Source organism: Kribbella sp. WER1 (assembly GCF_054189145.1).
The window spans coordinates 1,936,554-1,959,690 of record NZ_CM135186.1 but is presented as its reverse complement, the minus strand read 5'-3'; the positions used below and the strand labels follow the sequence as shown (position 1 = coordinate 1,959,690).

General features: G+C 70.2%; 25 protein-coding genes. 19 read left to right on the top strand and 6 right to left on the bottom strand.

The window, feature by feature from the left end; genetic code table 11:
• Genes ACXJJ3_RS09550 through ACXJJ3_RS09525 form a run of 6 tightly spaced genes read left to right on the top strand, consistent with a single transcriptional unit; the run spans position 1 to position 6,654 of the window.
• Positions 1 to 870, top strand: a complete 870-nt coding sequence (locus tag ACXJJ3_RS09550; RefSeq protein ID WP_458171874.1) for a carbohydrate ABC transporter permease — start codon at positions 1 to 3, stop codon at positions 868 to 870.
• Complete coding sequence (locus tag ACXJJ3_RS09545) at positions 867 to 1,691, top strand: carbohydrate ABC transporter permease (protein WP_458169604.1); 825 nt, start codon at positions 867 to 869, stop codon at positions 1,689 to 1,691. Before ACXJJ3_RS09550 ends, ACXJJ3_RS09545 begins: the two co-directional genes overlap by 4 nt.
• A 2-nt stretch (positions 1,692 to 1,693) precedes the next feature.
• Positions 1,694 to 2,419, top strand: coding sequence for a GntR family transcriptional regulator (locus ACXJJ3_RS09540; RefSeq protein ID WP_458169603.1), 726 nt, complete (start codon positions 1,694 to 1,696; stop codon positions 2,417 to 2,419).
• Positions 2,416 to 3,333: an ROK family protein gene (locus ACXJJ3_RS09535; protein WP_458169602.1), complete on the top strand. Its 918-nt coding sequence runs from the start codon at positions 2,416 to 2,418 to the stop codon at positions 3,331 to 3,333. The genes ACXJJ3_RS09540 and ACXJJ3_RS09535 overlap by 4 nt, the downstream gene beginning before the upstream one ends.
• Positions 3,330 to 4,019, top strand: coding sequence for an N-acetylmannosamine-6-phosphate 2-epimerase (locus ACXJJ3_RS09530; RefSeq protein ID WP_458169601.1), 690 nt, complete (start codon positions 3,330 to 3,332; stop codon positions 4,017 to 4,019). Before ACXJJ3_RS09535 ends, ACXJJ3_RS09530 begins: the two co-directional genes overlap by 4 nt.
• Before the next feature lie 58 nt (positions 4,020 to 4,077).
• Complete coding sequence (locus ACXJJ3_RS09525) at positions 4,078 to 6,654, top strand: DUF3376 domain-containing protein (protein ID WP_458169600.1); 2,577 nt, start codon at positions 4,078 to 4,080, stop codon at positions 6,652 to 6,654.
• Here the strand turns inward: ACXJJ3_RS09525 and ACXJJ3_RS09520 are convergent.
• The 4 genes from ACXJJ3_RS09520 to ACXJJ3_RS09505 all read right to left on the bottom strand — a co-directional run bounded on the left by ACXJJ3_RS09520 (position 6,629) and on the right by ACXJJ3_RS09505 (position 10,249).
• Positions 6,629 to 7,453 (bottom strand): DUF3097 domain-containing protein, encoded by an 825-nt coding sequence (locus tag ACXJJ3_RS09520; RefSeq protein WP_458169599.1) that lies wholly within the window; start codon positions 7,451 to 7,453, stop codon positions 6,629 to 6,631. The genes ACXJJ3_RS09525 and ACXJJ3_RS09520 overlap by 26 nt on opposite strands.
• Before the next feature lie 9 nt (positions 7,454 to 7,462).
• Positions 7,463 to 8,995: an NCS1 family nucleobase:cation symporter-1 gene (locus ACXJJ3_RS09515; protein WP_458169598.1), complete on the bottom strand. Its 1,533-nt coding sequence runs from the start codon at positions 8,993 to 8,995 to the stop codon at positions 7,463 to 7,465.
• A gap of 95 nt (positions 8,996 to 9,090) precedes the next feature.
• Positions 9,091 to 9,858, bottom strand: coding sequence for an MBL fold metallo-hydrolase (locus tag ACXJJ3_RS09510; protein WP_458169597.1), 768 nt, complete (start codon positions 9,856 to 9,858; stop codon positions 9,091 to 9,093).
• Between the two features lie 10 nt (positions 9,859 to 9,868).
• Entirely contained in the window at positions 9,869 to 10,249 is a 381-nt protein-coding gene (locus tag ACXJJ3_RS09505; RefSeq protein ID WP_458169596.1) for an EF-Tu/IF-2/RF-3 family GTPase, read from the bottom strand.
• Positions 10,250 to 10,342: 93 nt separating this feature from the next.
• Here ACXJJ3_RS09505 and ACXJJ3_RS09500 point away from each other — a divergent pair, with 93 nt between their 5' ends.
• The 6 genes from ACXJJ3_RS09500 (at position 10,343) to ACXJJ3_RS09475 (ending at position 15,667) form a co-directional block, all read left to right on the top strand.
• Positions 10,343 to 10,993, top strand: a complete 651-nt coding sequence (locus tag ACXJJ3_RS09500; protein WP_458169595.1) for a ThuA domain-containing protein — start codon at positions 10,343 to 10,345, stop codon at positions 10,991 to 10,993.
• The gene (locus ACXJJ3_RS09495; RefSeq protein ID WP_458169594.1) at positions 10,978 to 12,081 is read left to right on the top strand and encodes a Gfo/Idh/MocA family protein; all 1,104 of its coding nucleotides are present in this window, start codon (positions 10,978 to 10,980) and stop codon (positions 12,079 to 12,081) included. Before ACXJJ3_RS09500 ends, ACXJJ3_RS09495 begins: the two co-directional genes overlap by 16 nt.
• Positions 12,082 to 12,130: 49 nt before the next feature.
• Entirely contained in the window at positions 12,131 to 13,153 is a 1,023-nt protein-coding gene (hrcA, locus tag ACXJJ3_RS09490) for a heat-inducible transcriptional repressor HrcA (protein ID WP_458171873.1), read from the top strand.
• A gap of 25 nt (positions 13,154 to 13,178) precedes the next feature.
• Positions 13,179 to 14,324, top strand: coding sequence for a molecular chaperone DnaJ (gene dnaJ / locus ACXJJ3_RS09485; RefSeq protein WP_458169593.1), 1,146 nt, complete (start codon positions 13,179 to 13,181; stop codon positions 14,322 to 14,324).
• 284 nt (positions 14,325 to 14,608) lie between these two features.
• Complete coding sequence (locus ACXJJ3_RS09480; RefSeq protein ID WP_458169592.1) at positions 14,609 to 15,325, top strand: 16S rRNA (uracil(1498)-N(3))-methyltransferase; 717 nt, start codon at positions 14,609 to 14,611, stop codon at positions 15,323 to 15,325.
• A 9-nt stretch (positions 15,326 to 15,334) separates the two neighbouring features.
• Positions 15,335 to 15,667: an ArsR/SmtB family transcription factor gene (locus ACXJJ3_RS09475; RefSeq protein WP_458169591.1), complete on the top strand. Its 333-nt coding sequence runs from the start codon at positions 15,335 to 15,337 to the stop codon at positions 15,665 to 15,667.
• Position 15,668: 1 nt separating this feature from the next.
• Here ACXJJ3_RS09475 and ACXJJ3_RS09470 read toward each other — a convergent pair whose 3' ends face one another.
• Positions 15,669 to 16,745 carry a Gmad2 immunoglobulin-like domain-containing protein gene (locus tag ACXJJ3_RS09470; protein ID WP_458169590.1) on the bottom strand — a complete coding sequence of 359 codons (1,077 nt, stop codon included), beginning with the start codon at positions 16,743 to 16,745 and terminating at the stop codon, positions 15,669 to 15,671.
• Positions 16,742 to 17,251, bottom strand: a complete 510-nt coding sequence (locus ACXJJ3_RS09465) for a SigE family RNA polymerase sigma factor (RefSeq protein ID WP_458169589.1) — start codon at positions 17,249 to 17,251, stop codon at positions 16,742 to 16,744. Before ACXJJ3_RS09465 ends, ACXJJ3_RS09470 begins: the two co-directional genes overlap by 4 nt.
• A gap of 103 nt (positions 17,252 to 17,354) precedes the next feature.
• Here ACXJJ3_RS09465 and ACXJJ3_RS09460 point away from each other — a divergent pair, with 103 nt between their 5' ends.
• The 7 genes from ACXJJ3_RS09460 (at position 17,355) to ACXJJ3_RS09430 (ending at position 23,083) form a co-directional block, all read left to right on the top strand.
• On the top strand, positions 17,355 to 18,308 hold the full coding sequence (locus tag ACXJJ3_RS09460) for a hypothetical protein (RefSeq protein WP_458169588.1): 954 nt from the start codon (positions 17,355 to 17,357) through the stop codon (positions 18,306 to 18,308).
• 137 nt (positions 18,309 to 18,445) lie between these two features.
• The gene (locus ACXJJ3_RS09455; protein WP_458171872.1) at positions 18,446 to 19,372 is read left to right on the top strand and encodes a PhoH family protein; all 927 of its coding nucleotides are present in this window, start codon (positions 18,446 to 18,448) and stop codon (positions 19,370 to 19,372) included.
• On the top strand, positions 19,369 to 19,848 hold the full coding sequence (ybeY, locus tag ACXJJ3_RS09450) for an rRNA maturation RNase YbeY (protein WP_458169587.1): 480 nt from the start codon (positions 19,369 to 19,371) through the stop codon (positions 19,846 to 19,848). Before ACXJJ3_RS09455 ends, ybeY begins: the two co-directional genes overlap by 4 nt.
• A gap of 7 nt (positions 19,849 to 19,855) precedes the next feature.
• Entirely contained in the window at positions 19,856 to 21,160 is a 1,305-nt protein-coding gene (locus ACXJJ3_RS09445; protein ID WP_458169586.1) for a hemolysin family protein, read from the top strand.
• A gap of 6 nt (positions 21,161 to 21,166) precedes the next feature.
• Positions 21,167 to 21,502 (top strand): cytidine deaminase, encoded by a 336-nt coding sequence (locus tag ACXJJ3_RS09440; RefSeq protein WP_458169585.1) that lies wholly within the window; start codon positions 21,167 to 21,169, stop codon positions 21,500 to 21,502.
• Positions 21,486 to 22,415 carry a GTPase Era gene (era, locus tag ACXJJ3_RS09435; protein ID WP_458169584.1) on the top strand — a complete coding sequence of 310 codons (930 nt, stop codon included), beginning with the start codon at positions 21,486 to 21,488 and terminating at the stop codon, positions 22,413 to 22,415. The genes ACXJJ3_RS09440 and era overlap by 17 nt, the downstream gene beginning before the upstream one ends.
• Complete coding sequence (locus ACXJJ3_RS09430) at positions 22,415 to 23,083, top strand: GNAT family N-acetyltransferase (RefSeq protein ID WP_458169583.1); 669 nt, start codon at positions 22,415 to 22,417, stop codon at positions 23,081 to 23,083. Before era ends, ACXJJ3_RS09430 begins: the two co-directional genes overlap by 1 nt.
• Positions 23,084 to 23,137 lie beyond the last annotated feature (54 nt).

The window sequence follows — 23,137 nt, the reverse complement described above, 5'->3', positions numbered from 1 at the left end:
ATGCGTTCCACGTCCCGCGTCCCGAAGTGGGTGCTGGGTTCGCCGCTGATCGTGTTCGCGCTGATCTTCGTGGCGTACCCGGTCTACCAAGGCGTCCAGACCGGCTTCTACGGGCTGTCGCTGCAGAACCCGGAGACCGCGTTCACCGGTCTGGAGAACTTCCGGACCGTGCTGACCGATCCCGGGTTCTGGTCGGCGGCCAGGTTCACCGCGCTGTTCGCATTGCTGGTGACCGCGATCGAGACCGTGCTCGGGTTCGGCCTGGCGCTGCTGGTGAACCGCGAGTTCCCCGGCAAGAAGGTCTTCTTCACGATGCTGCTGGTGCCGATCATGGTCGCGCCGGCGCTGCTCGGCGTGATGTTCCGGCTGCTGCTCAACGGTGACATCGGGCTGGTCCCGGACCTACTGCGCGGCGTCGGTCTGGACGTCTCGCTGTTCGCGCCGAACACGGTCGTCCCGCTGCTGGTACTGCTCGACGTCCTGCAGTGGACGCCGTTCGCGTTCCTGGTGATGTACGCCGGCCTGCAGTCGTTCCCGACCGACGTACTGGAGGCCGCGCAGGTCGACGGGGCCGGGCGGCTGCGGACCATCCGCTCGATCGTGGTGCCGATCATGAAGCCGATCATCTTCGCGGCGATCTTCCTGCGGTTGATCGACGCGCTGCGCACCTTCGACGTGATCTACGTACTGACCGCCGGCGGACCGGGGACGAAGACGACCACGATGAGCATCTACATCTACAAGACCGCGTTCGAGTCCGGACGGTTCGGCCTCGCCGCGGCCGCGTCGGCGATCGTGATGGTGGTGCTGCTGCCGTTCGTGCCGCTGTTCGTGAAGCGGATCGCCAACCCGAACGGGGACGCCCGGTGATCGCCCGCAAGCGGCGGTTGTGGGGTACGACGATCGCCGTCGGGCTGATCGCGATCCTCGTCAACGTACCGTGGTTCAACGCGTTGTTCGTCAGCTTCCGCTCCGACGGCGACATCTCCCGCGGCGCCACCGCGGTCGGTACGCCGACGACCTCGCACTACGCGAACGCGCTCGGCGCGGCCGGGTACGACTTCCCGCGGTTCTTCCTGAACTCGGCGCTGATCGCGCTCGGCGCGGTCGTGCTGGTGCTGGCGATCGCGATTCCGAGCACGTACTCCGCGATCCGGCTCGGGTTCGGCGGGCGGTTCATCATGAACGCGTCCAGCGGGTTGCGGCTGCTGCCGGCGATCTTCTTCGCGGTCCCGTACTTCCTGCTGATGTCGAACCTCGGCCTGCTGGACACCGTGCCCGGGCTGATCCTCGCGAACACGTTCCTGAACCTGCCGCTGGCGATCATCCTGCTGTCGGCCGGATTCCGCGACGTACCGGTCGAGGTCGAGGAGGCCGCGAAGGTCGACGGCGCGAACACCTACCGGATCCTGTACTCGGTGCTGATGCCGATCCTGGCGCCGTCGCTGGTGGCGGTCGCGGTGCTGGTGTTCATCTTCTCCTGGAACGACTACCTGTTCGCGCTGGTGCTGTCCTCGTCGAACGCGACCCCGATCACGCTCGGCGCCGCGAACTTCGTGACCAGCACCGGCATCCGCTGGGGCGACATCTCGGCGACGGCTATCCTCTCAACCCTGCCGCCGGTGCTCTTCGCCGTCTTCGCCCAGCGGTACCTGGTCAGCGGCCTCGCGGCCGGTGCGGTGAAGGGGTGACCATGCCAGCAAAGGGGACAGCACAAGAGCGCCTGAAGTACGAACAGGTCGCGGACGAGATCGCGCGGCGGGCGGGCGAGTTGCAGCCGCACGACCACCTGCCGTCCGAGCGCGACCTGATGCAGCAGCTGGAGGTCAGCCGAATGACCGTCCGGCGGGCGATCGAGCAGCTGGTCCGGCGCGGGCTGGTGTATCAGGTGCACGGGTCCGGCACGTTCGTCGCGGATCCGGACGTGGTCACCAAGACGCTCCGCCTGACCAGCTTCACCGAGGACATGCAGCAGCGCGGGCTGACCCCGTCGACGACGGTTCTTCGTACGGCGGTCGAACCGGCGGCCGAGGACATCGCCCGGCGGCTGCGGATCGAGCCCGGCGCGGACGTGCTCGTGCTGGAACGGTTGCGGTTGGCGGACGGTACGCCGATGGCGCTGGAGTCGGTGCACCTGTCGGCGGTCGGGACGGACTGGTCGGACTTCGACCCGACCACGTCGCTGTACGCGCAGATGAGCGCGGCCGGGATCACCGTCGAGCGGGCGGCGCAGACCATCCATGCGGTGAACCTCGACCGGGACCAGGCGTACCACCTCGACCAGGCGGTCGGCGCGGCCGCGCTCCAGGTCACCCGGGTCAGCTACACGGAGGCCGGCGTACCGGTGGAGCTCGCCGAAACCATCTACCGCGGCGACCGCTACGGCTACGACGTCGTGATCAACCGAGCCGCCCAGTGATCCTCGTCGCCGACATCGGCGGAACCAAGATCGCCGCCTCCCGCGCCGACAGCAAAGGCAAGCTGTGCGGCGAGATCCACGAGGCGCCGACCCCCGCCCAACCCGGGACCCCCGGCTCCTCCGTCTCGGGTGGGGCAGGCCGGGTTGTTGATGTGCTTGTCGCGTTGCTGCAGAAGTTGCGGGGACCGGCAGACGTGGCGGTGGGAATCTCAACCGCTGGTGTTGTGGATGTTGCCGCGGGGAAGGTGCTGACGGCGACCAGCAGTATCGGTGGGTGGGGTGGGACTCCGCTGGCGGAGTTGGTGGCGGCTCGGGTTGGGTTGCCGGTGTTTGTGGTGGGGGACGGGAATGCGTTCGGGATCGGGTTGTCGGTCGAGTACGGCGTACCCGATCTGCTGGCGCTGGTGGCCGGGACGGGGATCGGTGGGAGTTTGATCCTCGGTGGTGAGCCGGTGTTCGGTGCGCATCACGCGGGCGGGCATTTCGGGCATGTGGTGTCGGCCGAGGCGGCCGGGATGGCCTGTCCCTGCGGGCGGAGCGGGCATCTGGAAGCGGTGGCGAGCGGGTACGGGATCCTCGCCTGGTATCACGCCAACGGCGGCGACCCCGCGGTGACGACGACCCGTGAGCTCGCCGGTCGTACCGACGAGCTCGCCCGGGCGGCCCTGCAGACCGGCGGTACGGCGTTGGGCGCCGCCGCGGCCGGGCTGGTGAACGCGATCGACCCGCAGCTGGTCGTCGTCGCGGGCAGTGTCGCCCGCGCGGGTGCGGTGTGGGAGTCGGCGCTGCGGACGGCGTACCGGGACGGCCTGATCCCGGCGGTCGCGGCGACCCGGCTCGAGGTGTCGGGCAGTGGTGCGGAGACGGCGCTGCGTGGAGCGGCCCACTACGTGATGAGGAGGACGAACGCATGAGTGCGCGTACGGGGGAGTCTGCGCTGGCCTCGATCGAGGGGCGGCTGGTGGTCTCGTGCCAGGCCTACCCGGGCGAGCCGATGCGGTCGCCGGCCATCATGGCAGCCGTTGCGCAGGCGGTCGTCCAGGGCGGCGCGTACGGCGTCCGCGCGCAGGGCATCGAGGACCTGAAGGCGATCCGCCCGCTGGTCGACGTCTGCCTGATCGGCCTGGTGAAGCGCGGCTCCGACGGCGTCTTCATCACGCCGACGGTCGCGGACGCGGTCGACTGCGTGACCGCCGGCTCGGACGTGGTCGCGCTCGACGGCACCGCCCGCGAACGGCCCGACGGGCAGCCGCTGGCCGCGAGCATCGCCGCCGTCCACGAGCACGGCGCCCTGGTGATGGCCGACTGCGGGAGCCTGGACGACGCGCTGTACAGCATCGACGCCGGCGCGGACTGCGTCGGCACCACGCTGGCCGGCTACACCGGCGCCCGCCCGGTCAGCCGCGGCCCGGATCTCGGGCTGCTCACCGAACTCGTTGGTCACGTCAACGTTCCGGTGATCGCCGAGGGCCGGATCCGCGACCCCGAGGAGGCCCGGTCCTGCCTGGCGGCCGGCGCGTACGCCGTCGTCGTCGGTACCGCGATCACGCACCCGGCCCGGATCACCCGCTCGTTCGTGGACCACCTGCACACCGACTGACCGGGAGAATCGGTACGGTAGAGCTTCGGCCAGGTGAGGACCGGAGGGTGCGCGGCGGATGACTGACCACGAGATCCGGATTGCTCTGGTACTGAACGGTGGTGTCAGCCTCGCAGTCTGGATGGGCGGCGTGACGCACGAGCTGGACCTGATCCGGCGGGCGTCCGGCGGCGCGAACGCGCCCGGGCCGCAGCGGTACGACGCGGTGATCGCGGACCGCTGGCGGGAGCTGTGCCGGCGCGGCGACGAGCAGCGGCGGATCGTCGTCGACGTGATCGCGGGTACGAGCGCCGGCGGGCTGAACGGGTCCTTGCTGGCGACGGCGATCGCGAACGGCTCGACCCTGGACCCGGACAGCCACAACGGCCCGTGGCTGCGGCAGAAGTGGGTCGCGCTCGGGTCGCTCGACGTCGGCAAGCTGGTACCGGCCGCGGGCGTGAAATCCCCGTCGGTGCTGGACGGCAAGTACTTCCTGCGCCAGGTCGAGGGCCTGCTGAAGGACGTCGCCGACGCGGGCGAGAGCAACGCCGAGGAGCCGGTGACGTTGTTCGTGACGGCGTCCGGGCTGGGCGTCCAGCAGTTCGAGGCGAAGGACGCGGCCGGCCAGGCGTTCGTCGTACCGGATCACCGGTATCTGTACGGGTTCACCAGCGAGGACGCGCCGACGTACGACGGGGCGCAGCGGAAGTTCGTCACCGAGGACAAGAACGGGCTGAAGGACACCGAACTGCTGGCGCGCGCGGCGCGGGCGTCCGCGTCGTTCCCGGCCGCGTTCGGCCCGGTCCTGGAGACGCCCGAGCTGGCCGCGCGACCGCCGCGGATCCGGCCAGGTCCGGCCGAGGCGGGCGCCTGGCTGATCGACGGCGGCGTGCTCGACAACGCGCCGTTCGGTCCGGTGCTGGACGTCGTCGCGCGGCGTCCCGTCACCGGCAAGGCGAGCCGCTACGTGCTGTACGTCGTCCCGTCCGCCGGGATCGGGCACGCGTCGACCGCGTTGCCGGCGGCGAAGGAGCCGAGCTGGCGGGTGTCGGCGCTGTCCGCGGTGCAGTTCCCGCGCGAGGTGGACTTCCGGTCGGACGTCGAGCAGCTCGAACACCTGCTGCTGGATGCGGACGCGTCCTGGTCCGACACCCAGCGGCTCTTCGATCGTTGCCTGGAGCAACCGGAAGAGCGGACCCGGTTGCGGGCCGCGGCGACCGCGCTGCAGCCGGCGTACGCCCGGGGGCGTGCGGCCGGTGGTGTCTGGGAGGCGGTGACGATCGCGAGCCACGACCGGTCGACCGTCCTGGACGCGGCGACCGCGCTGTCGGAGTCCGAGATCGACGAGGTCCTGCGAACCGAGCACCTGTGGGTGCCCGCGCCGGACGGCTCGACCACTGTGCTGACCGAGGACGCCGACGGTCATCCGGCCTGGTGGTGGGGGATCGGCGCGGCGGAGCGGATCGTCCGGTTGATCCTGCGCTCGCTGCGGACCCAGGTCGGTACGGCGCCGCACGCCGGACGGGCCGCGCTGGAGAAGCGGCTGACCGCGACGAGCGACTGCCTGCTGAAGGTGCAGGCCGTCCGCGACGCCCTCGACGGACAGCTGGCGGCCGCGCAGCTGGACCTGCGGCCGGCCGGTGGGGCCGAGGCGGTCGCGGTCGGGCTGAACGACATCTTCGAGCAGCTGCAGCTCCAGCGCACCCTCGGCGACGCGTTCACGGCGCTGGTCGAGAGTGTCGGCCAGGAGCTGGTGGACATCGCGCTCGAGGTCGAGATCGTGTCCCGGTGTACGTCGGCGCGGACGCCGGAGCAGCGCAGCGCGCCGTTCCAGTTCCTCCGGCTCGGGCCGGACATCCCGCTCGCGGTGCTCGACGACCTGCAGGAAGGGTCGATCGCGAACGAGCTCAACGACCGGATCCTGTACGGCAGCCAGGTCGGGCACTTCGGCGCGTTCGGGGCCGCGGACTGGCGTCGGTGGGACTGGCTGATGGGCCGGCTGCACTGCGTCGCGCACCTCGGCACGATGCTCGGCGCGGACGCGGACTGGATCCGTGAGACCCAGCATCAGGTGCTGCAGGCCGAGGGCTGGCAGCTGGACACGGTCGCCGAGCGGATCGAGCGACTGGCCCGGGACTTCCCGGTCGACGCCGGGATGAGCGCGCTGCGGACGATGCGCGACGAGCTGAACGCCTCACCGGAGGGCCGCGCGATCACCAAGGGCCTCGCGGACCGGATGGTCGACGTGTCGGGCGGCCTCGGCCCGCAGGTCGGCGACTGGGTGAAGGCGACGGCCGGGCGGAAGGACAAGCCCGGCTCGTGGCTGCTGCGGACCGCGCGCTGGTTCACCGAACCGGCCCGGCAGGCGGTCTGGGAGCGGACTGTCCGCGGCGCGAAGCTGACCCCGGCGCACCGGCCGCTGATCTTCGAGCCCTGGTTGCCGTTGGCAACAGCCGCGGCCGGGATCGTGCTGCTGGTGCTGGCCGGCGTGGTGGACTCGGTCCGGCTGGTCGCCGCGGTGCTGGCCGGTGCGATCCTCGCGCTCAGCGCGGTCCTCGGCGCGATCACCTGGTACGTCCGCCGCACCCGCCGCCGGATCCGCGCGTGGCTGGAGCAGCGGATGCCGGAGATCAGTCCAGCGTCGCGAAGTCGATGAGCTCCTCGACCCGGCCGAGCAGCGCCGGGTCGAGGTCGGCGAAGCTGTTCACCTTGGACAGGATGTGTTTCCAGGCCGCGGCGACGTCGGCCTGGTCGGTGGCCGGCCAGCCGAACGACTGCAGCACACCCTTCTTCCAGTCCTGCCCGTGCGGGATCCGCGGCCAGGCCTTGATCCCGACCGACGACGGCTTGACCGCCTCCCAGATGTCGATGAACGGGTGCCCGACGACGAGCACGTACCGGTTGCTGACCTGCGCCGCGATCTTGGACTCCTTCGAGCCCTCGACCAGGTGGTCGACGAGGACGCCGAGCCGCCGGCCAGGCCCGGGCTGGAACCGGTTGACGATCTCCACCAGGTCGTCGACGCCTTCGAGGTACTCGACCACGACGCCCTCGATCCGCAGGTCGTCGCCCCAGACCTTCTCGACCAGCTCGGCGTCGTGCCGGCCCTCGACGTAGATCCGGCTGGCCCGCGCGACCTTGGCCCGGACGTTGTCGACGGCCACCGACCCGGACGCGGTCCGGGTCTTCTTCGCCGGGCCGGCCTTCTTCGGCGGCTTCAGGCTGACCGGCTTGCCGTCCAGCCAGAACCCGGGCCCGAGCGGGTAGGTACGGATCTTCCCGTGCCGGTCCTCGAGGTCGACGACGCCGTGCTCCCAGCGCACGATCGCGCCGACGAACCCGGAGCTCGGCTCCTCGACGACCATGCCCTTCTCGATCTCGACCTCGACGGTCCGCCCGTTCTTCGGCTTCCGCCAGTCGCCCGCGAGTACGTCGTTTCCATACCTGTCAGCCACACGCCAACTCTAGTAAGTCGGAGCCGCATGTGTGGCCGTCGACCGGCTGGGGGACGTGAGTGTCAGCAGGAAGTAGGCGACGAATCCGGCGACGAGCCCGACTGCCCACGAGTAGTCGTACAGCGGTTTGAGGAACGGGATCAGCCCGTGCTGCGGGAACGGGCCGGCGCCCGGGTTCGAGTACGCGCCGCCGACCGCGAGCAGCGAGCCGAACAGCGTCGCGACCACGGCACGCCAGTTCCAGCCGGCGGAGTACCAGTAGCGGCCGCCCGGTGCGTAGAGCTCCGCGAGCTGCAGGTTCGTCCGGTCGATCAGCCAGTACCCGGCGATCAGTACGCCGGCCACCGACGCCAGCAGGCCGCCGTAGAAGGACAGCCAGACGAAGATGTAGATCGACGGGTCCGAGATCAGCCGCCAGGGCTGGATCACGATCCCGATCACGCCGGTGACCAGGCCCGCGGTCCGGAAGTTCAGCCAGCGCGGCAACGCGTTCGCGAAGTCGTACGACGGGCTCACCACGTTCGCCGCGACGTTGCAGGACATCGTCGCGAGGATCGCCATCACCAGGCCGATCGTGACCACCACCGGGTTCTCGAACCGGCGGGTGAGCTCGACCGGGTCCCAGATCGCCGACCCGTACAGCACGACGGTGCCGGAGGTGGTGATGATCGAGACCAGCGCGATGAACGACATGGTCGTCGGCAGGCCGATCACCTGTCCCCAGACCTGCGCCCGCTGACCCTTCCCGAACCGGGTGAAGTCCGGCATGTTCAGCGACAGTGTCGCCCAGAACGCGATCATGCCCATCAGCGACGGCGCGAAGATCTTCCAGAAGTCCGGGCCCCAGCCGAGCTTGGACGGCTGCGACAGGATCGGGCCGAAGCCGCCGGCCTTCACCAGGATCGCCACCATGAGTGCCACGAACGCGATCGTCACCAGCGGGGCCGCCCAGTTCTCGAACCGCCGCAGACCCTCGATGCCGCGGAAGATCAGTACCATCTGCAGCGCCCAGAAGAACAGGAAGCTCAGCCACATCGTCCACGGGTGGCCGCCGATCGCGGACGCGTCCGTCCAGCCCTTGCCGAACAGTTCGCCGACGATCACGAAGATCGCCTGGCCGCCGATCCAGGTCTGGATCCCGAACCAGCCGCAGGCGATGAACGCCCGCAGCAGCGCCGGGAAGTTCGCGCCGCGGACGCCGTAGAACGCCCGCGCGAAGACCGGGAACGGGATGCCGTACTTGGTCCCCGCGTGGCTGTTGAGCAGCAGCGGGACCAGCACGATCAGGTTCCCGAGGGTGATCGTGAAGAACGCCTGCAGCCAGTTCATCCCGAGCGCCACCAGCCCGGACGCGAGCAGGTAGCTGGGGATGTTGTGCGCCATCCCCATCCACAGCGCGGCGTAGTTGTACGTCGTCCAGGTCCGCTCGGGCAACCGCGTCGGCGCCAGCTCCGCGTTCGCGTACGGGCTGTCGCGCAACGCGTCCCGATCGGTCAGCTCGACCCGGCCGTCAGGATGAACCGTCTGCTGGATCGTGGCCATGCGGTACCACCCCATCCGGTCGGGCGAAGTCCGTTCCGAACAAGTTGCGCGCCCGACGACCGGATGTCAACGGAAAGGGCTGAGCCGGTGTCCGGCTATCCCGGGCCGACGAGCGGCAGCGTCGGGCGCTTCGGGGTGCCCAGGGCGGCGTAGCCGCGGCGGATGGCGTCCTGGAGTTTGTCGACCGGCCAGGGCCAGTCGTCGGTGCTCTTCAGCGCGTCGTCCAGCGAGGTGCCGGCGTGGTGCAGGCCCGAGATCGTGTTGGCGACCGTGCCGAGCTCGATCGCCTGGTCGGTGGCGAACTCCAGGTCGACGACCGCGCCGTGCCCCGGGACGATCCGCACCGACGGCGGCATCATCCCGACGACCGCCTGGATGGTGTCCGGCCATTCGAGCGGGAACGAGTCCTCGCCGTACGACGGCGGCGCCGACTCCTCGAGCAGGTCGCCGACGAAGAACACCTCGACGTCCGGCACCGAGACCACGGCGTCACCCGAGGTGTGCGCGTTGCCGACGTACAGCAGCTCGACGCGGCGGTCGCCGAGGTCGATCACCTTGGCGGCGGAGAACGTCGTACCGGCGAGGTTCTCCTCGGCGGCGGCGTTCTCGTGCAGGTAGACCTCGGCGTCGGTGAAGACACTGTTGCCGGCCACGTGGTCGAAGTGCGCGTGGGTGTTGACGACCCACTTCACCGGCAGGCCGGTGAGCTCCCGGATGTGCTCGCGGAGCTGCTCGGCCTCTTCGGTGGTCGCGCGGGTGTCGATCACCAGCGCGCCGTCGGCGCCGACGACCAGGCCGACGTTGAGGTCCCATTCGTCGTACCGGCGGACCCAGGTGCGGTCGCCGAGCTCCGTCCAACTCATGCGCTCGACACTACTTGCTGACGACATCGCCCCTGGCGACCTGGTCCCGTTTGACGCCGCGGAGCAGCAGCCCGACGTTGTCGCCGGCCTTCGCGGTCTGCACGGTCTTGCGGAACATCTCGACCCCGGTGACCTGGATCTGCAGCACCGGCTGCCCGGCGCGGCTGATCAGCACCTGCTCGCCGACCGAGATTGTCCCGGTCTGCACCCGCCCGGTGACGACCGTCCCGCGGCCCGTGATCGAGAACACGTCCTCGACCGTCAGCCCGAACGAACCGACCGGGAGCGTGTCCTGCGGGCGCTCGGGAAAGCTGTTCGGTTGCTCGTGGCCGCGCGCGAGCATCTCCTGCGGGTCCATCGGGTTCGACCGCTTCCAGAACTTCCAGCCCATGCCTTGAGAGTAGTGGTTGGCAAGCCCTCTCCCTTCGACTTAAGGTCGCAAGTGTTCCGATCGGAACTCCGAAACTTTCGAAGGGTGGCCGGTGTGACGACACGACGTGCGGTTGTGGTCCGGGGTGGCTGGGAAGGGCACTCCCCGGTCGAGGCGACCGACCTGTTCATCCCGTACCTCGAGGCGAACGGGTTCGAGGTGACGGTCTCCGACACCACCGCGGCGTACCTCGAGCTCGACGGCGTCGACCTGGTGCTGCAGTGCGTGACGATGAGCGAGATCGAGCCCGAGCACTTCAAGGGCCTGGAGGCGGCGATCCGGCGCGGCACCGGGTTCGCCGGCTGGCACGGCGGGATCGCGGACTCGTTCCGCAAGAACGTCGACTACAGCTTCATCACCGGCGGCCAGTTCATCTCGCACCCGCACGGCTACACGGACTACCGGGTGGACATCGTCCCTGAGCAATCAGGCCACCCGATCGTCGAAGGCATCAAGCACTTCGACGTGCACACCGAGCAGTACTACATCCACTACGACCCGACCAACACCGTGCTGGCCACGACGACGTTCGAGTCGCATCCGGACTACCCGTGGATCGAGGGCGCCGTGATGCCGGCGATCTGGACCCGCACCTGGGGCGAGGGCAAGGTCTTCGTCTGCACGGTCGGCCACAAGCTGGACGACCTGGAGACGCCCGAGGTCAGGACGATCATCGAGCGGGGGCTGCTGTGGGCGAGCAAGTGACCGGCATCGGCATCGTCGGGACCGGCGTCATCTCCGGCACGTACCTGGACCACCTGGCCAAGCTCCCCGGCGTCGACGTGGTCGCCGTCGCGGACCTGGACGGCGCGCGGGCGCAGGCGATCGCGGACCAGAACCCGGGCATCCGCGCGCTGTCGCCGGACGAGCTGTACGCGGCCGACGACGTCGACATCGTCCTCAACCTGACGATCCCGGCTGCCCACGCCGCCGTACACCAGGCCGCGCTGGCCGCGGGCAAGCACGTGTACGGCGAGAAGCCGCTGGCGATGGACCGCGCCGAGTCCGAGCCGCTGCTGACGTACGCCGCCGCCAACGACCTGCGGATCGGCTGCGCGCCGGACACGGTCCTCGGCACCGGCACCCAGACGGCGCGCGCGGCGATCGACCGCGGCGACATCGGTACGCCGCACGCGGCCACCGCGTTCATGGTGACCCCCGGCCACGAGCTGTGGCACCCGGCGCCGGAGTTCTACTACAAGCCGGGCGGCGGCCCGGTCCTCGACATGGGCCCGTACTACGTCACCAGCCTGGTCACGCTGCTCGGGCCGGTCGTCCGGGTCACCGCCCGCGCCGGCCGGGCGAAGCAGCAGCGGAAGATCCACACCGGGCCGCGGGCCGGGACCGTGTTCGACGTCGAGGTGCCGACGCACGTCACCGGCGTACTGGAGCACGAGTCCGGCGCACTGACCACCGTGCTGATGTCGTTCGACGTGTGGGCCGGCCGGCTGCCGCGGATCGAGGTCCACGGGACGGACGGCAGCCTGTCGGTGCCGGACCCGAACGGGTTCGACGGGACCGTCGAGATCGTGACGCCGGAGCAGCGCGAGTGGACCGAGGTGCCGGTCGCCGGCGGGTACGCCGGGGCCGGCCGCGGGGTCGGTGTCGCGGACATGGCCCGGGCGCTGCGGACGGGCGAGCCGCACCGCGCGACGGGCGAGCTGGCGTACCACGTGCTCGACGTACTGGAGTCGTTCGTCGACTCCGCAGTACAGGATCAGCCCCTTGATGTGGCGAGTACAGTGACGCGTCCGGCGCCCGTTCCGTTGGGTGCCTCGCCCGAGACCGCCTAGACTGGCACTCTGAACGACGGAGTGCCAAGGGTCTGAAAGGGTGGTGCGCGTGCTGGACGACCGCAAGCTGGACGTGCTCCGCGCCATCGTCGAGGACTACGTCGCCACCCACGAGCCGATCGGGTCGAAAGCCCTGGTCGACCGGCACAACCTCGGTGTCTCCCCGGCCACCGTGCGCAACGACATGGCGGCGCTGGAGGAGGAGGGGTACATCACCCAGCCGCACACCAGCGCCGGCCGGATCCCGACCGACGCCGGGTACCGGCTGTTCGTCGACAAGCTGAGCACGGTCAAGACGCTGTCGACGGCGGAGAAGAAGGCGATCACGTCGTTCCTGGCCGGTGCGGTCGACCTGGACGACGTGGTCCGCCGGACGGTCCGGCTGCTCGCCCAGATCACCCGCCAGGTCGCCATCGTGCAGTACCCGTCGCTGAACCGGTCGAGCGTCCGGCACATCGAGGTCGTCACGATGACCCCGCGCCGGCTGCTGCTGGTGCTGATCACCAGCAACGGCCGGGTCGAGCAGCGGATCGTCGAGCACCCGCACGACGTCGACGAGCAGCTGACCGCGGACCTGCGGTCCCGGCTGAACACCGCGCTGGCCGGTCAGCGGCTGACCGACGCGGCGTCCGCGCTGGCCGGCGTGCCCGAGCTGTTCGCGCCGTCCGACCGGTCCCTGGTCGCGTCGATCGTGACCACGCTGTTCGAGGCGTTCACCGACGACATCGGCGAGCAGCGGATCGCGGTCGGCGGCGCCGCCAACCTGACCCGGTACGGCGACGACTTCGAGCGCAACGTGAAGCCGGTGCTGGAGGCGCTCGAGGAGCACGTGATCCTGCTCAAGCTGCTCGGCGAGGCGACCAACCCGCAGACGCTGACCGTCCGGATCGGCCACGAGAACCCGTTCGAGGAGCTGGCCACCACCTCGGTGGTCGCGACCGGGTACGGGTCGAAGTCGGAGGTGCTGGCGACGCTCGGCATCGTCGGGCCGACCCATATGGACTACCCGAGCACGATGGGCGCCGTACGGGCCGTCGCGCGCTACGTCAGTCAGATCCTCGCTGAATCCTAATGATGACAACCCCCTGGTCTGGAGTATGAGCACCGATTACTACGCCGTCCTAGGCGTCAGCCGTGACGCGTCACCGGACGAGATCAAGAAGGCGTACCGGAAGCTGGCGCGCCAGTACCACCCGGACGTGAACGACTCCGAGGACGCGCACCAGAAGTTCCAGGAGATCGGGCGCGCGTTCCAGGTGCTCAGCGACCCGCAGAAGCGGCAGATGCACGACCTCGGCGGCGACCCGTTCGCGTCCGCGGCCGGCGGGCCGGGCGGTGCCGCGGGGTTCGGGCAGGCGTTCACGTTCACCGACATCATGGACGCGTTCTTCGGCCAGACCGGCGGCGCCACCCGCGGGCCGCGGCCGCGGACGAGGCGCGGTCAGGACGCGCTGATCCCGCTGCGGATCGACCTCGCCGAGGCCGCCTTCGGTACGACGCGGGAGCTCAAGGTCGACACCGCCGTACTGTGCCCGACCTGTAGCGGGTCCGGCGCGGCGGCCGGGTCCGAGCCGGTGACCTGCGAGATCTGCCACGGCCGCGGCGAGGTCACGCACACGCAGCGGTCGTTCCTCGGCGAGGTGCGCACCATGCGCCCCTGCCCGAACTGCCGCGGCTACGGCACCACGATCCCGAGCCCGTGCGTCGAGTGCTCCGGCGACGGCCGGGTGCGCTCCCGGCGTACGGTCACCGTGAAGATCCCCGGTGGGGTCGACAGCGGGACGCGGGTGCAGCTGTCCGGCCAGGGCGAGGTCGGTCCCGGCGGCGGGCCGGCGGGCGACCTGTACGTCGAGATCGAGGTCGAGCCGCACGACATCTTCACCCGGAACGGCGACGACCTGCACTGCACGGTGACGCTGCCGATGACCGCGGCCGCGCTCGGTACGACGATCGATCTGCCGACGCTGGAGGGCGAGACGACACCGCTGGAGATCCGCCCGGGGACGCAGTCCGGGACACAGCAGACGCTGACCGCGCGCGGCGTACCGCGGCTGCGGCATGCCGGGCGGGGCGACCTGATCGTCCAGGTCATCGTCGAGACCCCCACCAAGCTCGACGACGCCCAGGCAGACCTGCTCCGCCAGCTCGCCGTCGCCCGCGACGAGGAACGCCCTCAGGGCCAGGTCCAGGCCACCCACAAGGGCGTCTTCGGCCGCCTCCGCGACGCCTTCGGCGCCCACTAGATGCCGCGCTCGGCCCCTCGCCGCCTGACCCACCGAGGGGTTAACCCCTCAGCGGGCGGGTTTGCCGTCGGCATGCGTGCGGCGAACCCACCAGCGCCGGGGTTAACCACTCGGATGGCGAGGGTCGGCCGGGTCCCGAGCGGGGCCCGCTTTCAGCTCACTTCACTGGGCCGCTCCGGCAGCCGACGGGTTGACCCCCGGCGTGACGGGTTCTTGCCTGGCATTCCAGCGGTCAACCCACCAGCTGAGGGGTTGACCTCTCGGGTGGCGAGGGTGTGCGGGCGGTGAGTGTCGCGGTGTTCTTCCGCGGGGTGCTCGACGGGGATGAGCTCGTGCTGGACGGACCTGAAGGGCGGCATGCGGCCGTCGTACGGCGGATCGGGCCGGGGGAGCGGATCCGGTTGGCGGACGGGCGCGGGTCCTGGGCCGAGGGGGCGGTGGTCGCCGCGTCCAAGGCTGGTGTGACGGTTGCCGTGGACGAACGGGGGAGCACCCCGGCGTACGACCCGCGGGTGGTGGTGGTGCAGGCGGTGCCGAAGGGGGAGCGGGCCGAGCTGGCCGTGGAGATGCTGACCGAGGTCGGCGTGGACGTGATCGTGCCGTGGAACGCGGAGCGCAGTCAGTTCCGGGCGAACCCGGAGCGGGTCGAGAAGATGCTGGCGAAGTGGCAGGCCTGGGCGTTCGAGGCGAGCAAGCAGTCCCGCCGGACGTGGTTCGCCGAGGTCGCCTCGCTCGCCTCCACGGCGGACGTCGCGAAGCTGCTCGCCGGCGCCGCGCTCCCCGTCGTACTGCATGAAGAGGCGACCGTCCCGCTGGCCTCGCTCGATGTCCCGGCGACCGGCGACATCGTGCTGGTGATCGGCCCCGAAGGTGGCATCGCCCCGGCCGAGCTGGCCGCGTTCGACGGCACCCCGATCCGCCTCGGCGACACCGTACTGCGCACCTCGACCGCCGGCGTGGCCGCGGCCGCCGCGCTGCTGGCCCCTTCGCGCTGGCGCTAACCTGAACCCATGGCCGTCGAAACCGCCAGAGCCCGCACGCTCACGCACGTCGACCCCGCCGAGGTGACCCTGCAGTCCGCGCTGGACGCGCTCGCCGACCCGGTCCGGCGCTCGATCCTGCGCGACCTGGCCGCGCACGACGACTGGTCGCGCGCCTGCGGCACCTTCGACCTCCCGGTCAAGAAGGCGACCGCCAGCCACCACTTCGCCGTACTCCGCTCGGCCGGCCTGATCGAGCAACGCGACGAAGGCGCCCGCCGCCTGAACCGCCTGCGCCGCTCCGAGTTCGACGCCGCCTTCCCCGGCCTCCTCGCCGCAACCGTCGACCGCGCCGCGGACTGACCTACTTCACCAGGATCGCCTTGGTGTCGGTGTCGGTCACGCTGCCGTCGGCCGGCGACACGAGGTACACGCTGATCTGCCAGGGCCCCGGGCTGAGGTTCAGCTGGAACGCGTACGCCGCGAACGTCTGCCCCTGCTTGGTGGTCGCGAAGCTCTTCTTCACCTCACGGGTCTTCAGGTTCGTCGCCTGGTAGTTCACGGTCGCCTCGAACGCCGCCGCCACGCCCTGCACGGTGACCTTCGGCGCGAGCGCCTCGTCCTGGGCGGGGGAGTCGATCCAGACCAGCGCCTGGACGTCGGACGGCTGCGCCCGGTTCAGCGGCTGGGTGGTGTCGATCTGCCCGAACAGCCGCTGCACGTCCTGACCGTTGTGCGTGACGCGGATCGGCGTCTGGTCGTCCTTCAGCGCGCCCTGGACCGTGTACACGAGCTGCTGCGCCGCGACCCGCGCGACGTCCTCGTCGAGTGTGGCCTTCGGCAACTGCCTGAAGTCGACGGTCACCTCGTCGTTGTCCCGGGTCACGGTGTTGACCGAGGCTCCGCGCCAGACCGAGTAGTAGTCCGGGTCGTTCGGGTTCTTCGTGGTCATGATCCGGACGGCCTGCTCGGCCGGGTGCCCGCTGACCTTCGACCAGGTGCGGTACAGCCGCGCGGTGGTCTTCTTCTGCGCGCCGACCTGGGTGCCGAGCCAGTACACCGGGACCAGCTGGTCGCGCACCGACGCCTCCGGTACGCCGCGGGTCTTCGGGGCCGGGGTGGGCATCGGGGAGGCGGTGAGGACGGTCGGGGCCTGGGTCTCCGGGAGGGCCGACGTACCGGTGCTCTGGCCGGCGACCGAGTCGCCGTCGTTCGCGGTGGTGTCGGTGTTGGTGAAGACCGTGAAGGCGCCGATCGCCGCGGCGGTGCCGACCGCGGCGACGCCGGCGGTCAGGAACCAGGGGCGGCGGGCGGACGGGCGTTGGGCGTGCGCGCGGGTGCGGATCTCCGGCAGCGCGTCGGCCGGCTGGATCCGGTCGGCCTCCTCGTGGAGGGCCCGGCGGATCAGCTCGTCGAACGGGTCGGGGGCGTCGTGGTTCATACGTTCTGCTCCAGGAGCTGGCGCAGCGACTTGGTCGCGCGCGCGGCGTGGCTCTTCACGGAGCCCCGGCTGATGCCCATCGTGTCGGCGATCTCCGCCTCCGACAGGTCACCGTAGTACCGCAGCACCATCACGGTGCGTTGCTTCTCCGGCAGGGTGCGCATCGCCTCGACGACCCGGTCGGTCTCCTCGGTGCGCAGCACCGCCTGCTCGGCGCTGGGTTCGTCGGGCAACGACTTCGGCGTGTGTTTGTCGACCACGACGAGGTGCCGCTGGCGGGACCGGCAGCGGTTCACCACCGCGGTCCGCAGGTAGGCAAGAGCCTTGTGGGGGTCGCGCAGCCGGTTCCACCGGCCGTGCATGGCGACGAACGCGTCCTGGACGATCTCCTCGGCCGTGCCGGTGTCGCGCAGCAGTAGTGCGCCGAGGCGGACGAGCGAGGTGTAGTGCGCGGTGTAGACGGCCGTCAGCGCCTCGTCGGCATCCCACGAGGACTCATGTGTCACGCACTCTTCGTACACCACGGCAGGTTGTGCCACGAAAAGACGACGCCAAGAGTCCGTCCCAGGTTGACAACAGGATGGCCTGATCTGATGGGAACCTGAGGAAATGCACCAGCACGGCGACAGCGAGTGGTCGGGCCATCACGAGATCACGTACGCCGCCGTGGACCGCCTCTACCGGCAGCACGCCGCGCCCGGCGGCACCCTCCGCGGCATCCCGCAGCAGCAGTACGCCGCCGCGCTCGACAAGGCCCAGGCGCACCAGGACCGCGCGCTCGGCGCCGGCGTGATCCGGAACTTCAACGGCACCGGCATGCCGTTCGTGTACGCCGGTATCGGCCCGACCGGGCATTCGGCGTACACGAACCCCGACGTACAGCGCGAGCACTTCATGGCGGACCCGTACCGCAAGGGCTGGGACAACCTGGAGCGCAACACCGAGTACATCCATCAGCAGCTCGCCGCCGCGCATGCGTCGACCAGCCGCGAGTACGCGTACCTCGGCGCGGCCGCGCACGCCTTGCAGGACAGCTACTCCGGCGCCCACGCCTGGCGCGCGGACACGGTGTACGACGGTGACGTGAACGCGCCGGTGCAGTCGCTGCACGTGTTCACGCCGTCGCATGCGGTCGGGATCGACGACGGGAAGAACACGCATTCGGACGAGTTCGACCGGCCGCCGGTGGACTCCGGGTCCACCCGGGCCGCGGTCGAGGCGACGTACCGGATGCTGGCGAGCTACGAGTCGCACCGCGACGAGGCGCCGGACGTGGCCGACCGGGCGCGGCGCGCCGACCTCGGCCCGATGCTGCGGCCGGCGGCGGCCGGGGTCGCCGTCAACCTGCACCCGACCCGCGAGTGGACCGCCGAACGGAACCGCCGGCTGGCCCTCGAGCACGGAGTCCTCCGACCGGGCCCCGAGGCCGACGAAATCGCCCGCCTGGCGGGCGTGCTGACGCCGAACCCGGCCCCCGATCGGACGGCCGGCACAGCGGCGGCGAAACCGCCCAGCAGGGTGTCCCGGGGAATTCCACGTGAGGGTGTCGGACGAGACGGCTAGCATGGAAGCTCACACCACCAGTACTCAGGAGGAAGAGCCTGTCCAGGCCACGCAGTATCGAACCGGAAGCGCGCCAGAACGGCGCCACTACCGCCACGCAGGCATCCCACAAGATCGTCGTGCCGAACAGCATCGACATGGTGGCCCTGCTCGGAGCCCGGGACGAGTTCCTCCGCATCATCGAGAAGGAGTTCGCCGCCGACATCCTGGTCCGCGGCAACGAGATCTCGATGTCCGGTGAGCCTGCCGAGCTGGCACTGACCGAGCGGCTCTTCGACGAGCTGGTCGCGGTCGTGCGCACCGGGCACGGGCTGACCGCCGACTCGGTCGAGCGCAGCATCGCGATGATCAAGCAGGCCACCGCGGAGTCCCCGCGCGAGGTGCTGACCCAGAACATCCTGTCCAGCCGCGGCCGGACGATCCGCCCGAAGACGCTGAACCAGAAGCGGTACGTCGACGCGATCGACAAGAACACGATCGTGTTCGGCATCGGCCCGGCCGGTACCGGCAAGACCTACCTCGCGGTCGCGAAGGCGGTCCAGGCGCTGCAGGCCAAGGAGGTCAACCGGATCATCCTGACCCGGCCGGCCGTCGAGGCCGGCGAGCGGCTCGGGTTCCTGCCCGGCACGCTGTCGGAGAAGATCGACCCGTACCTGCGGCCGCTGTACGACGCGCTGCACGACATGCTCGACCCGGAGTCCATCCCGCGGCTGATGACCGCCGGCACGATCGAGATCGCGCCGCTGGCCTACATGCGCGGCCGGACGCTGAACGACGCCTACATCATCCTGGACGAGGCGCAGAACACCTCGCCGGAGCAGATGAAGATGTTCCTCACCCGGCTCGGCTTCGGCTCGAAGATGGTCGTCACCGGCGACGTCACCCAGGTCGACCTGCCGAACGGGACGAATTCCGGGCTCAAGGTCGTGCAGGAAATTCTCGAGGGCGTGCAGGATCTGGCATTCTGCCGGTTGACATCGCATGACGTGGTCCGGCACAAGCTGGTCGGCCGGATCGTGTCGGCGTACGAAAACTACGAAGGCAGTGCTGATTCCCACCGATGAACGTCGAGGTCAACAACGAGTCCGGCGTGGAGATCGACGCGCACGGACTGATGCGGCTCAGCCGGTTCGTGATGTCGTCGCTGCGCCTGCACCCCGAGTGTGAGCTGTCGATCAAGCTGGTCGACGAGGACACGATGGCGCGGTACCACGTCGAGTTCCTGGATCTTCCGGGTCCGACCGACGTGATGTCGTGGCCGATGGACGAACTGCGCCCAGGGTCCGACGGCGAGGCGGACGACGACCTGCCGCTCGGGCACCTGGGCGACATCGCCCTGTGCCCGACGGTGGCCGCCGCCCAGGGCGCGAAGGCCGGCCACGGTACCTGGGCCGAGCTGGAGCTGCTCACCGTGCACGGCATCCTGCACCTGCTCGGCTACGACCACGCGGAACCCGCCGAGAAGGCGGAGATGTGGGACGTCCAGGGGCGCCTGCTGGAAGCATGGCGATCCCCTGGAAACCATCTCGGTCAGGAGTGAATCTCCCATGACGTACCACGACCTCGTTCTGCTGGTTGTGGCTGCGGTGCTGGTGCTGCTGGCCGGGTTGTTCGCCGGCGCGGAGGCGGCACTGTCGTCGTACTCGAAGGTGCGGGCGAACGAGCAGGTCGAGCAGGGCAACCTGCGCGCGGTCCGGCTGCGCGACCTGCTGTCCGACGCCCCGCGGTACCTGAACTCGCTGCTGCTGCTCCGGCTGAGCTGCGAGATCACCGCGATCGTGCTGGTCACCCAGGCGCTGTCCGGCGTGCTGTCGGTGACCTGGGAACACATCCTGATCACGGCCGTGGTGATGATCCTGATCTCCTACGTGATCATCGGGGTCGCGCCGCGGACGCTCGGCCGGCAGCACTCGGACCGGTTCGCGATCCTGTCGGCCGGTCCGGTGATGGCGCTGACCCGGATCCTCGGCCCGCTGCCGAAGCTGCTGATCCTGATCGGCAACGCGCTGACCCCGGGCAAGGGGTTCGCCGAGGGGCCGTTCGCGACCGAGGCCGAGCTGCGCGCGCTGGTCGACTACGCGGAGAAGTCCGCGGTGATCGAGTCCGGCGAGCGGCAGATGATCCATTCGGTGTTCGAGCTCGGCGACACGATCGTCCGCGAGGTGATGGTGCCGCGGACCGACATGGTCTACATCGAGAAGCACAAGAAGCTCCGCCAGCTCACCTCGCTGGCGCTGCGCTCGGGCTTCTCCCGGATCCCGGTGATCGGCGAGTCGCTGGACGACATCGTCGGTGTCGTCTACCTCAAGGACGTGATGCGCCGGGTCTACGACAACGCCAACGCCGAATCGACCGAGCGGGTCGAGTCGGTGATGCGGCCGTGCATGTACGTCCCGGACTCCAAGCCCGCCGACCAGCTGCTCCGCGAGATGCAGGCGGCCCGGATGCACCTGGCGATCGTCGTCGACGAGTACGGCGGCACCGCCGGCCTGGTCGCGATCGAGGACATCCTGGAGGAGATCGTCGGCGAGATCACCGACGAGTATGACGAGGACCCGGACTCGGTGCAGCAGCTGTCCGACGGCGCGTACCGGGTCTCCAGCCGGCTCCCGATCGACGAGCTCGGCGAGCTGTTCGGCGTCCCGCTGGACGACGACGACGTGGACACCGTCGGCGGGCTGATGGCCAAGCTGCTCGGCAAGGTCCCGATCCCCGGCGCCGAGGTCGCGATCGAGGGCCTGTCGCTGACCGCGGAGCGCCCGTCGGGTCGCCGGAACCAGGTAGGTACGGTTCTGGTACGACGCGAGGAGCCCGCGCCCGCGCCGCACGACCAGAACCACCAGCACGCCTAGGAGCCTTTGTTGTCTGACCTGTCCGCCGAGGACGCCAAACTCGTCACGCTCGCCCGCGCCGCCCGCGCCCGGACCCGCGCCGCCGAAGGGGCCGCGGTCCGCGACTCCGACGGCCGCACGTACGCCGCCTGCACGGTCGGGCTCGACACGGTCGAGCTGACCGCGTTGCAGCTGGCCGTCGCGATGGCGCTGGCCTCGGGCGTGAAGGGCCTGGAGGCCGCCGCGGTCGTGACGGACGCCGAGGCCGTCGAGGTCAACGTCGTACGGCACTTCGCCGGCGCCAACGTTCCCGTAGTACTTGCCCTGGGCACCGGAGAGGTCCGCGATGTCGTCCACACCTGAGAACTTCAAGTCCGGCTTCGCCTGTTTCGTCGGGCGGCCGAACGCCGGCAAGTCGACGCTGACGAACGCCCTGGTCGGCCAGAAGATCGTGATCACCTCGTCGAAGCCGCAGACCACCCGGCATGCGGTCCGCGGCATCGTGCACCGGCCGGACGCGCAGCTGGTGCTGGTCGACACGCCCGGCCTGCACAAGCCGCGCACGCTGCTCGGTGAGCGGCTGAACGACCTGGTGAAGACCACCTGGGCCGAGGTCGACGTGATCGCGGTCTGCCTGCCGGCCAGCGACAAGATCGGCCCCGGCGACCGGTTCCTCGCGGGCGAGGCGGCCAAGGTCGCGAAGACCCCGAAGGTCGCGCTCGCCACCAAGGCCGACCTGGTCTCGCCGGACCGGATGGTCGAGCACCTCGCCGACATCGCGGCGCTGGGCGAGTCGGTCGGGATCGAGTGGGCCGCGGTGATCCCGGTGTCGGCGACGTCCGGGTTCCAGGTGGACGTGGTCGCGGACGAGCTGGTCGCGCTGCTGCCCGAGGGCTTCCCGCTGTACCCCGACGGTGACATCACCGACGAGCCCGAGGAGACGCTGGTCGCGGAGCTGATCCGGGAGGCCGCGCTGGAGGGCGTCCGGGACGAGCTGCCGCACTCGATCGCGGTCACCATCGACGAGATGAACCTGCGCGAGGACCGCCCGGCCGACAAGCCGCTGCTGGACGTCTACGCGAACATCTTCCTCGAGCGGGAGAGCCAGAAGGGCATCGTGATCGGGCACAAGGGCGCCCGGCTGCGCGAGGTCGGCGCGGCGGCCCGCCAGCAGATCGAGGCCCTGCTCGGTACGCCGGTCTACCTCGATCTGCATGTCAAGATCGCGAAGAACTGGCAGACCGACGCGAAGAACCTCCGCAAGCTGGGGTTCTGATGAGCCTGCAGAACCCGGTGTACGCCGCTTTGACCGGCCCGCACGCAGCCTTCGCCGAGGTGTCCGGCAACGCCCGCCGCTACCCGGCCGCGGTCGCACCGTTCCTCGGCATGCCCGACGAGCTCACCGACGCCGACTGGGCGGCCGCGGCCGAGCTGCTCCGGGCCGGCGGACCGGCCGCGCTGATGCGGCCCGAGTTCGAGGTCCCGGACGGGATCAAGATCGACAAGGTCTTCGACCTGGTCCAGTTCGCCGCCCCGGACGACCTGCCCGCCGCGGATCCGGAGGCGGTCGTGCTCGGCGTGGACGACGTACCGGACATGCTGGCGCTGGTCGCGCTCACCGACCCGGGCCCGTTCCGCAGCCGCACGATCGAGCTCGGCACGTACCTCGGGATCCGCCGCAGCGGCGAGCTGATCGCGATGGCCGGCACCCGGTTCAGCCTGCCGGAGTCCGTCGAGATCAGCGCGGTCTGCACGCACCCGTCGGCCCGCGGGCAGGGCCTCGCGACCCGGCTGATCAGGGCGGTCGCCGCGGAGATCACGGCGACCGGCCGGCACCCGTTCCTGCACACCGGCGGCACCAACACCAGCGCCATCCGGCTCTACACGTCGCTCGGCTTCACCCTCTCCAACCAGATGAAAGTGACAATCGTCGAGGCGGTCTAGCCTGGAACGGGTTATGCTCCCTCACGATCTCGTGGCCAATCGAGGTCACTGATG

What these genes read in the sequence shown, in the direction of transcription:
- ACXJJ3_RS09550 (WP_458171874.1), top strand. Translation starts at nt 1, where the DNA reads ATGCGTTCCACGTCCCGCGTCCCGAAGTGGGTGCTGGGTTCGCCGCTG.
- ACXJJ3_RS09540 (WP_458169603.1), top strand. Translation starts at nt 1,694, where the DNA reads ATGCCAGCAAAGGGGACAGCACAAGAGCGCCTGAAGTACGAACAGGTC.
- ACXJJ3_RS09530 (WP_458169601.1), top strand. Translation starts at nt 3,330, where the DNA reads ATGAGTGCGCGTACGGGGGAGTCTGCGCTGGCCTCGATCGAGGGGCGG.
- ACXJJ3_RS09525 (WP_458169600.1), top strand. Translation starts at nt 4,078, where the DNA reads ATGACTGACCACGAGATCCGGATTGCTCTGGTACTGAACGGTGGTGTC.
- ACXJJ3_RS09515 (WP_458169598.1), bottom strand. Translation starts at nt 8,995, where the DNA reads ATGGCCACGATCCAGCAGACGGTTCATCCTGACGGCCGGGTCGAGCTG.
- ACXJJ3_RS09510 (WP_458169597.1), bottom strand. Translation starts at nt 9,858, where the DNA reads ATGAGTTGGACGGAGCTCGGCGACCGCACCTGGGTCCGCCGGTACGAC.
- ACXJJ3_RS09505 (WP_458169596.1), bottom strand. Translation starts at nt 10,249, where the DNA reads ATGGGCTGGAAGTTCTGGAAGCGGTCGAACCCGATGGACCCGCAGGAG.
- dnaJ (WP_458169593.1), top strand. Translation starts at nt 13,179, where the DNA reads ATGAGCACCGATTACTACGCCGTCCTAGGCGTCAGCCGTGACGCGTCA.
- ACXJJ3_RS09475 (WP_458169591.1), top strand. Translation starts at nt 15,335, where the DNA reads ATGGCCGTCGAAACCGCCAGAGCCCGCACGCTCACGCACGTCGACCCC.
- ACXJJ3_RS09470 (WP_458169590.1), bottom strand. Translation starts at nt 16,745, where the DNA reads ATGAACCACGACGCCCCCGACCCGTTCGACGAGCTGATCCGCCGGGCC.
- ACXJJ3_RS09460 (WP_458169588.1), top strand. Translation starts at nt 17,355, where the DNA reads ATGCACCAGCACGGCGACAGCGAGTGGTCGGGCCATCACGAGATCACG.
- ACXJJ3_RS09455 (WP_458171872.1), top strand. Translation starts at nt 18,446, where the DNA reads ATGGTGGCCCTGCTCGGAGCCCGGGACGAGTTCCTCCGCATCATCGAG.
- ybeY (WP_458169587.1), top strand. Translation starts at nt 19,369, where the DNA reads ATGAACGTCGAGGTCAACAACGAGTCCGGCGTGGAGATCGACGCGCAC.
- ACXJJ3_RS09445 (WP_458169586.1), top strand. Translation starts at nt 19,856, where the DNA reads ATGACGTACCACGACCTCGTTCTGCTGGTTGTGGCTGCGGTGCTGGTG.
- era (WP_458169584.1), top strand. Translation starts at nt 21,486, where the DNA reads ATGTCGTCCACACCTGAGAACTTCAAGTCCGGCTTCGCCTGTTTCGTC.
- ACXJJ3_RS09430 (WP_458169583.1), top strand. Translation starts at nt 22,415, where the DNA reads ATGAGCCTGCAGAACCCGGTGTACGCCGCTTTGACCGGCCCGCACGCA.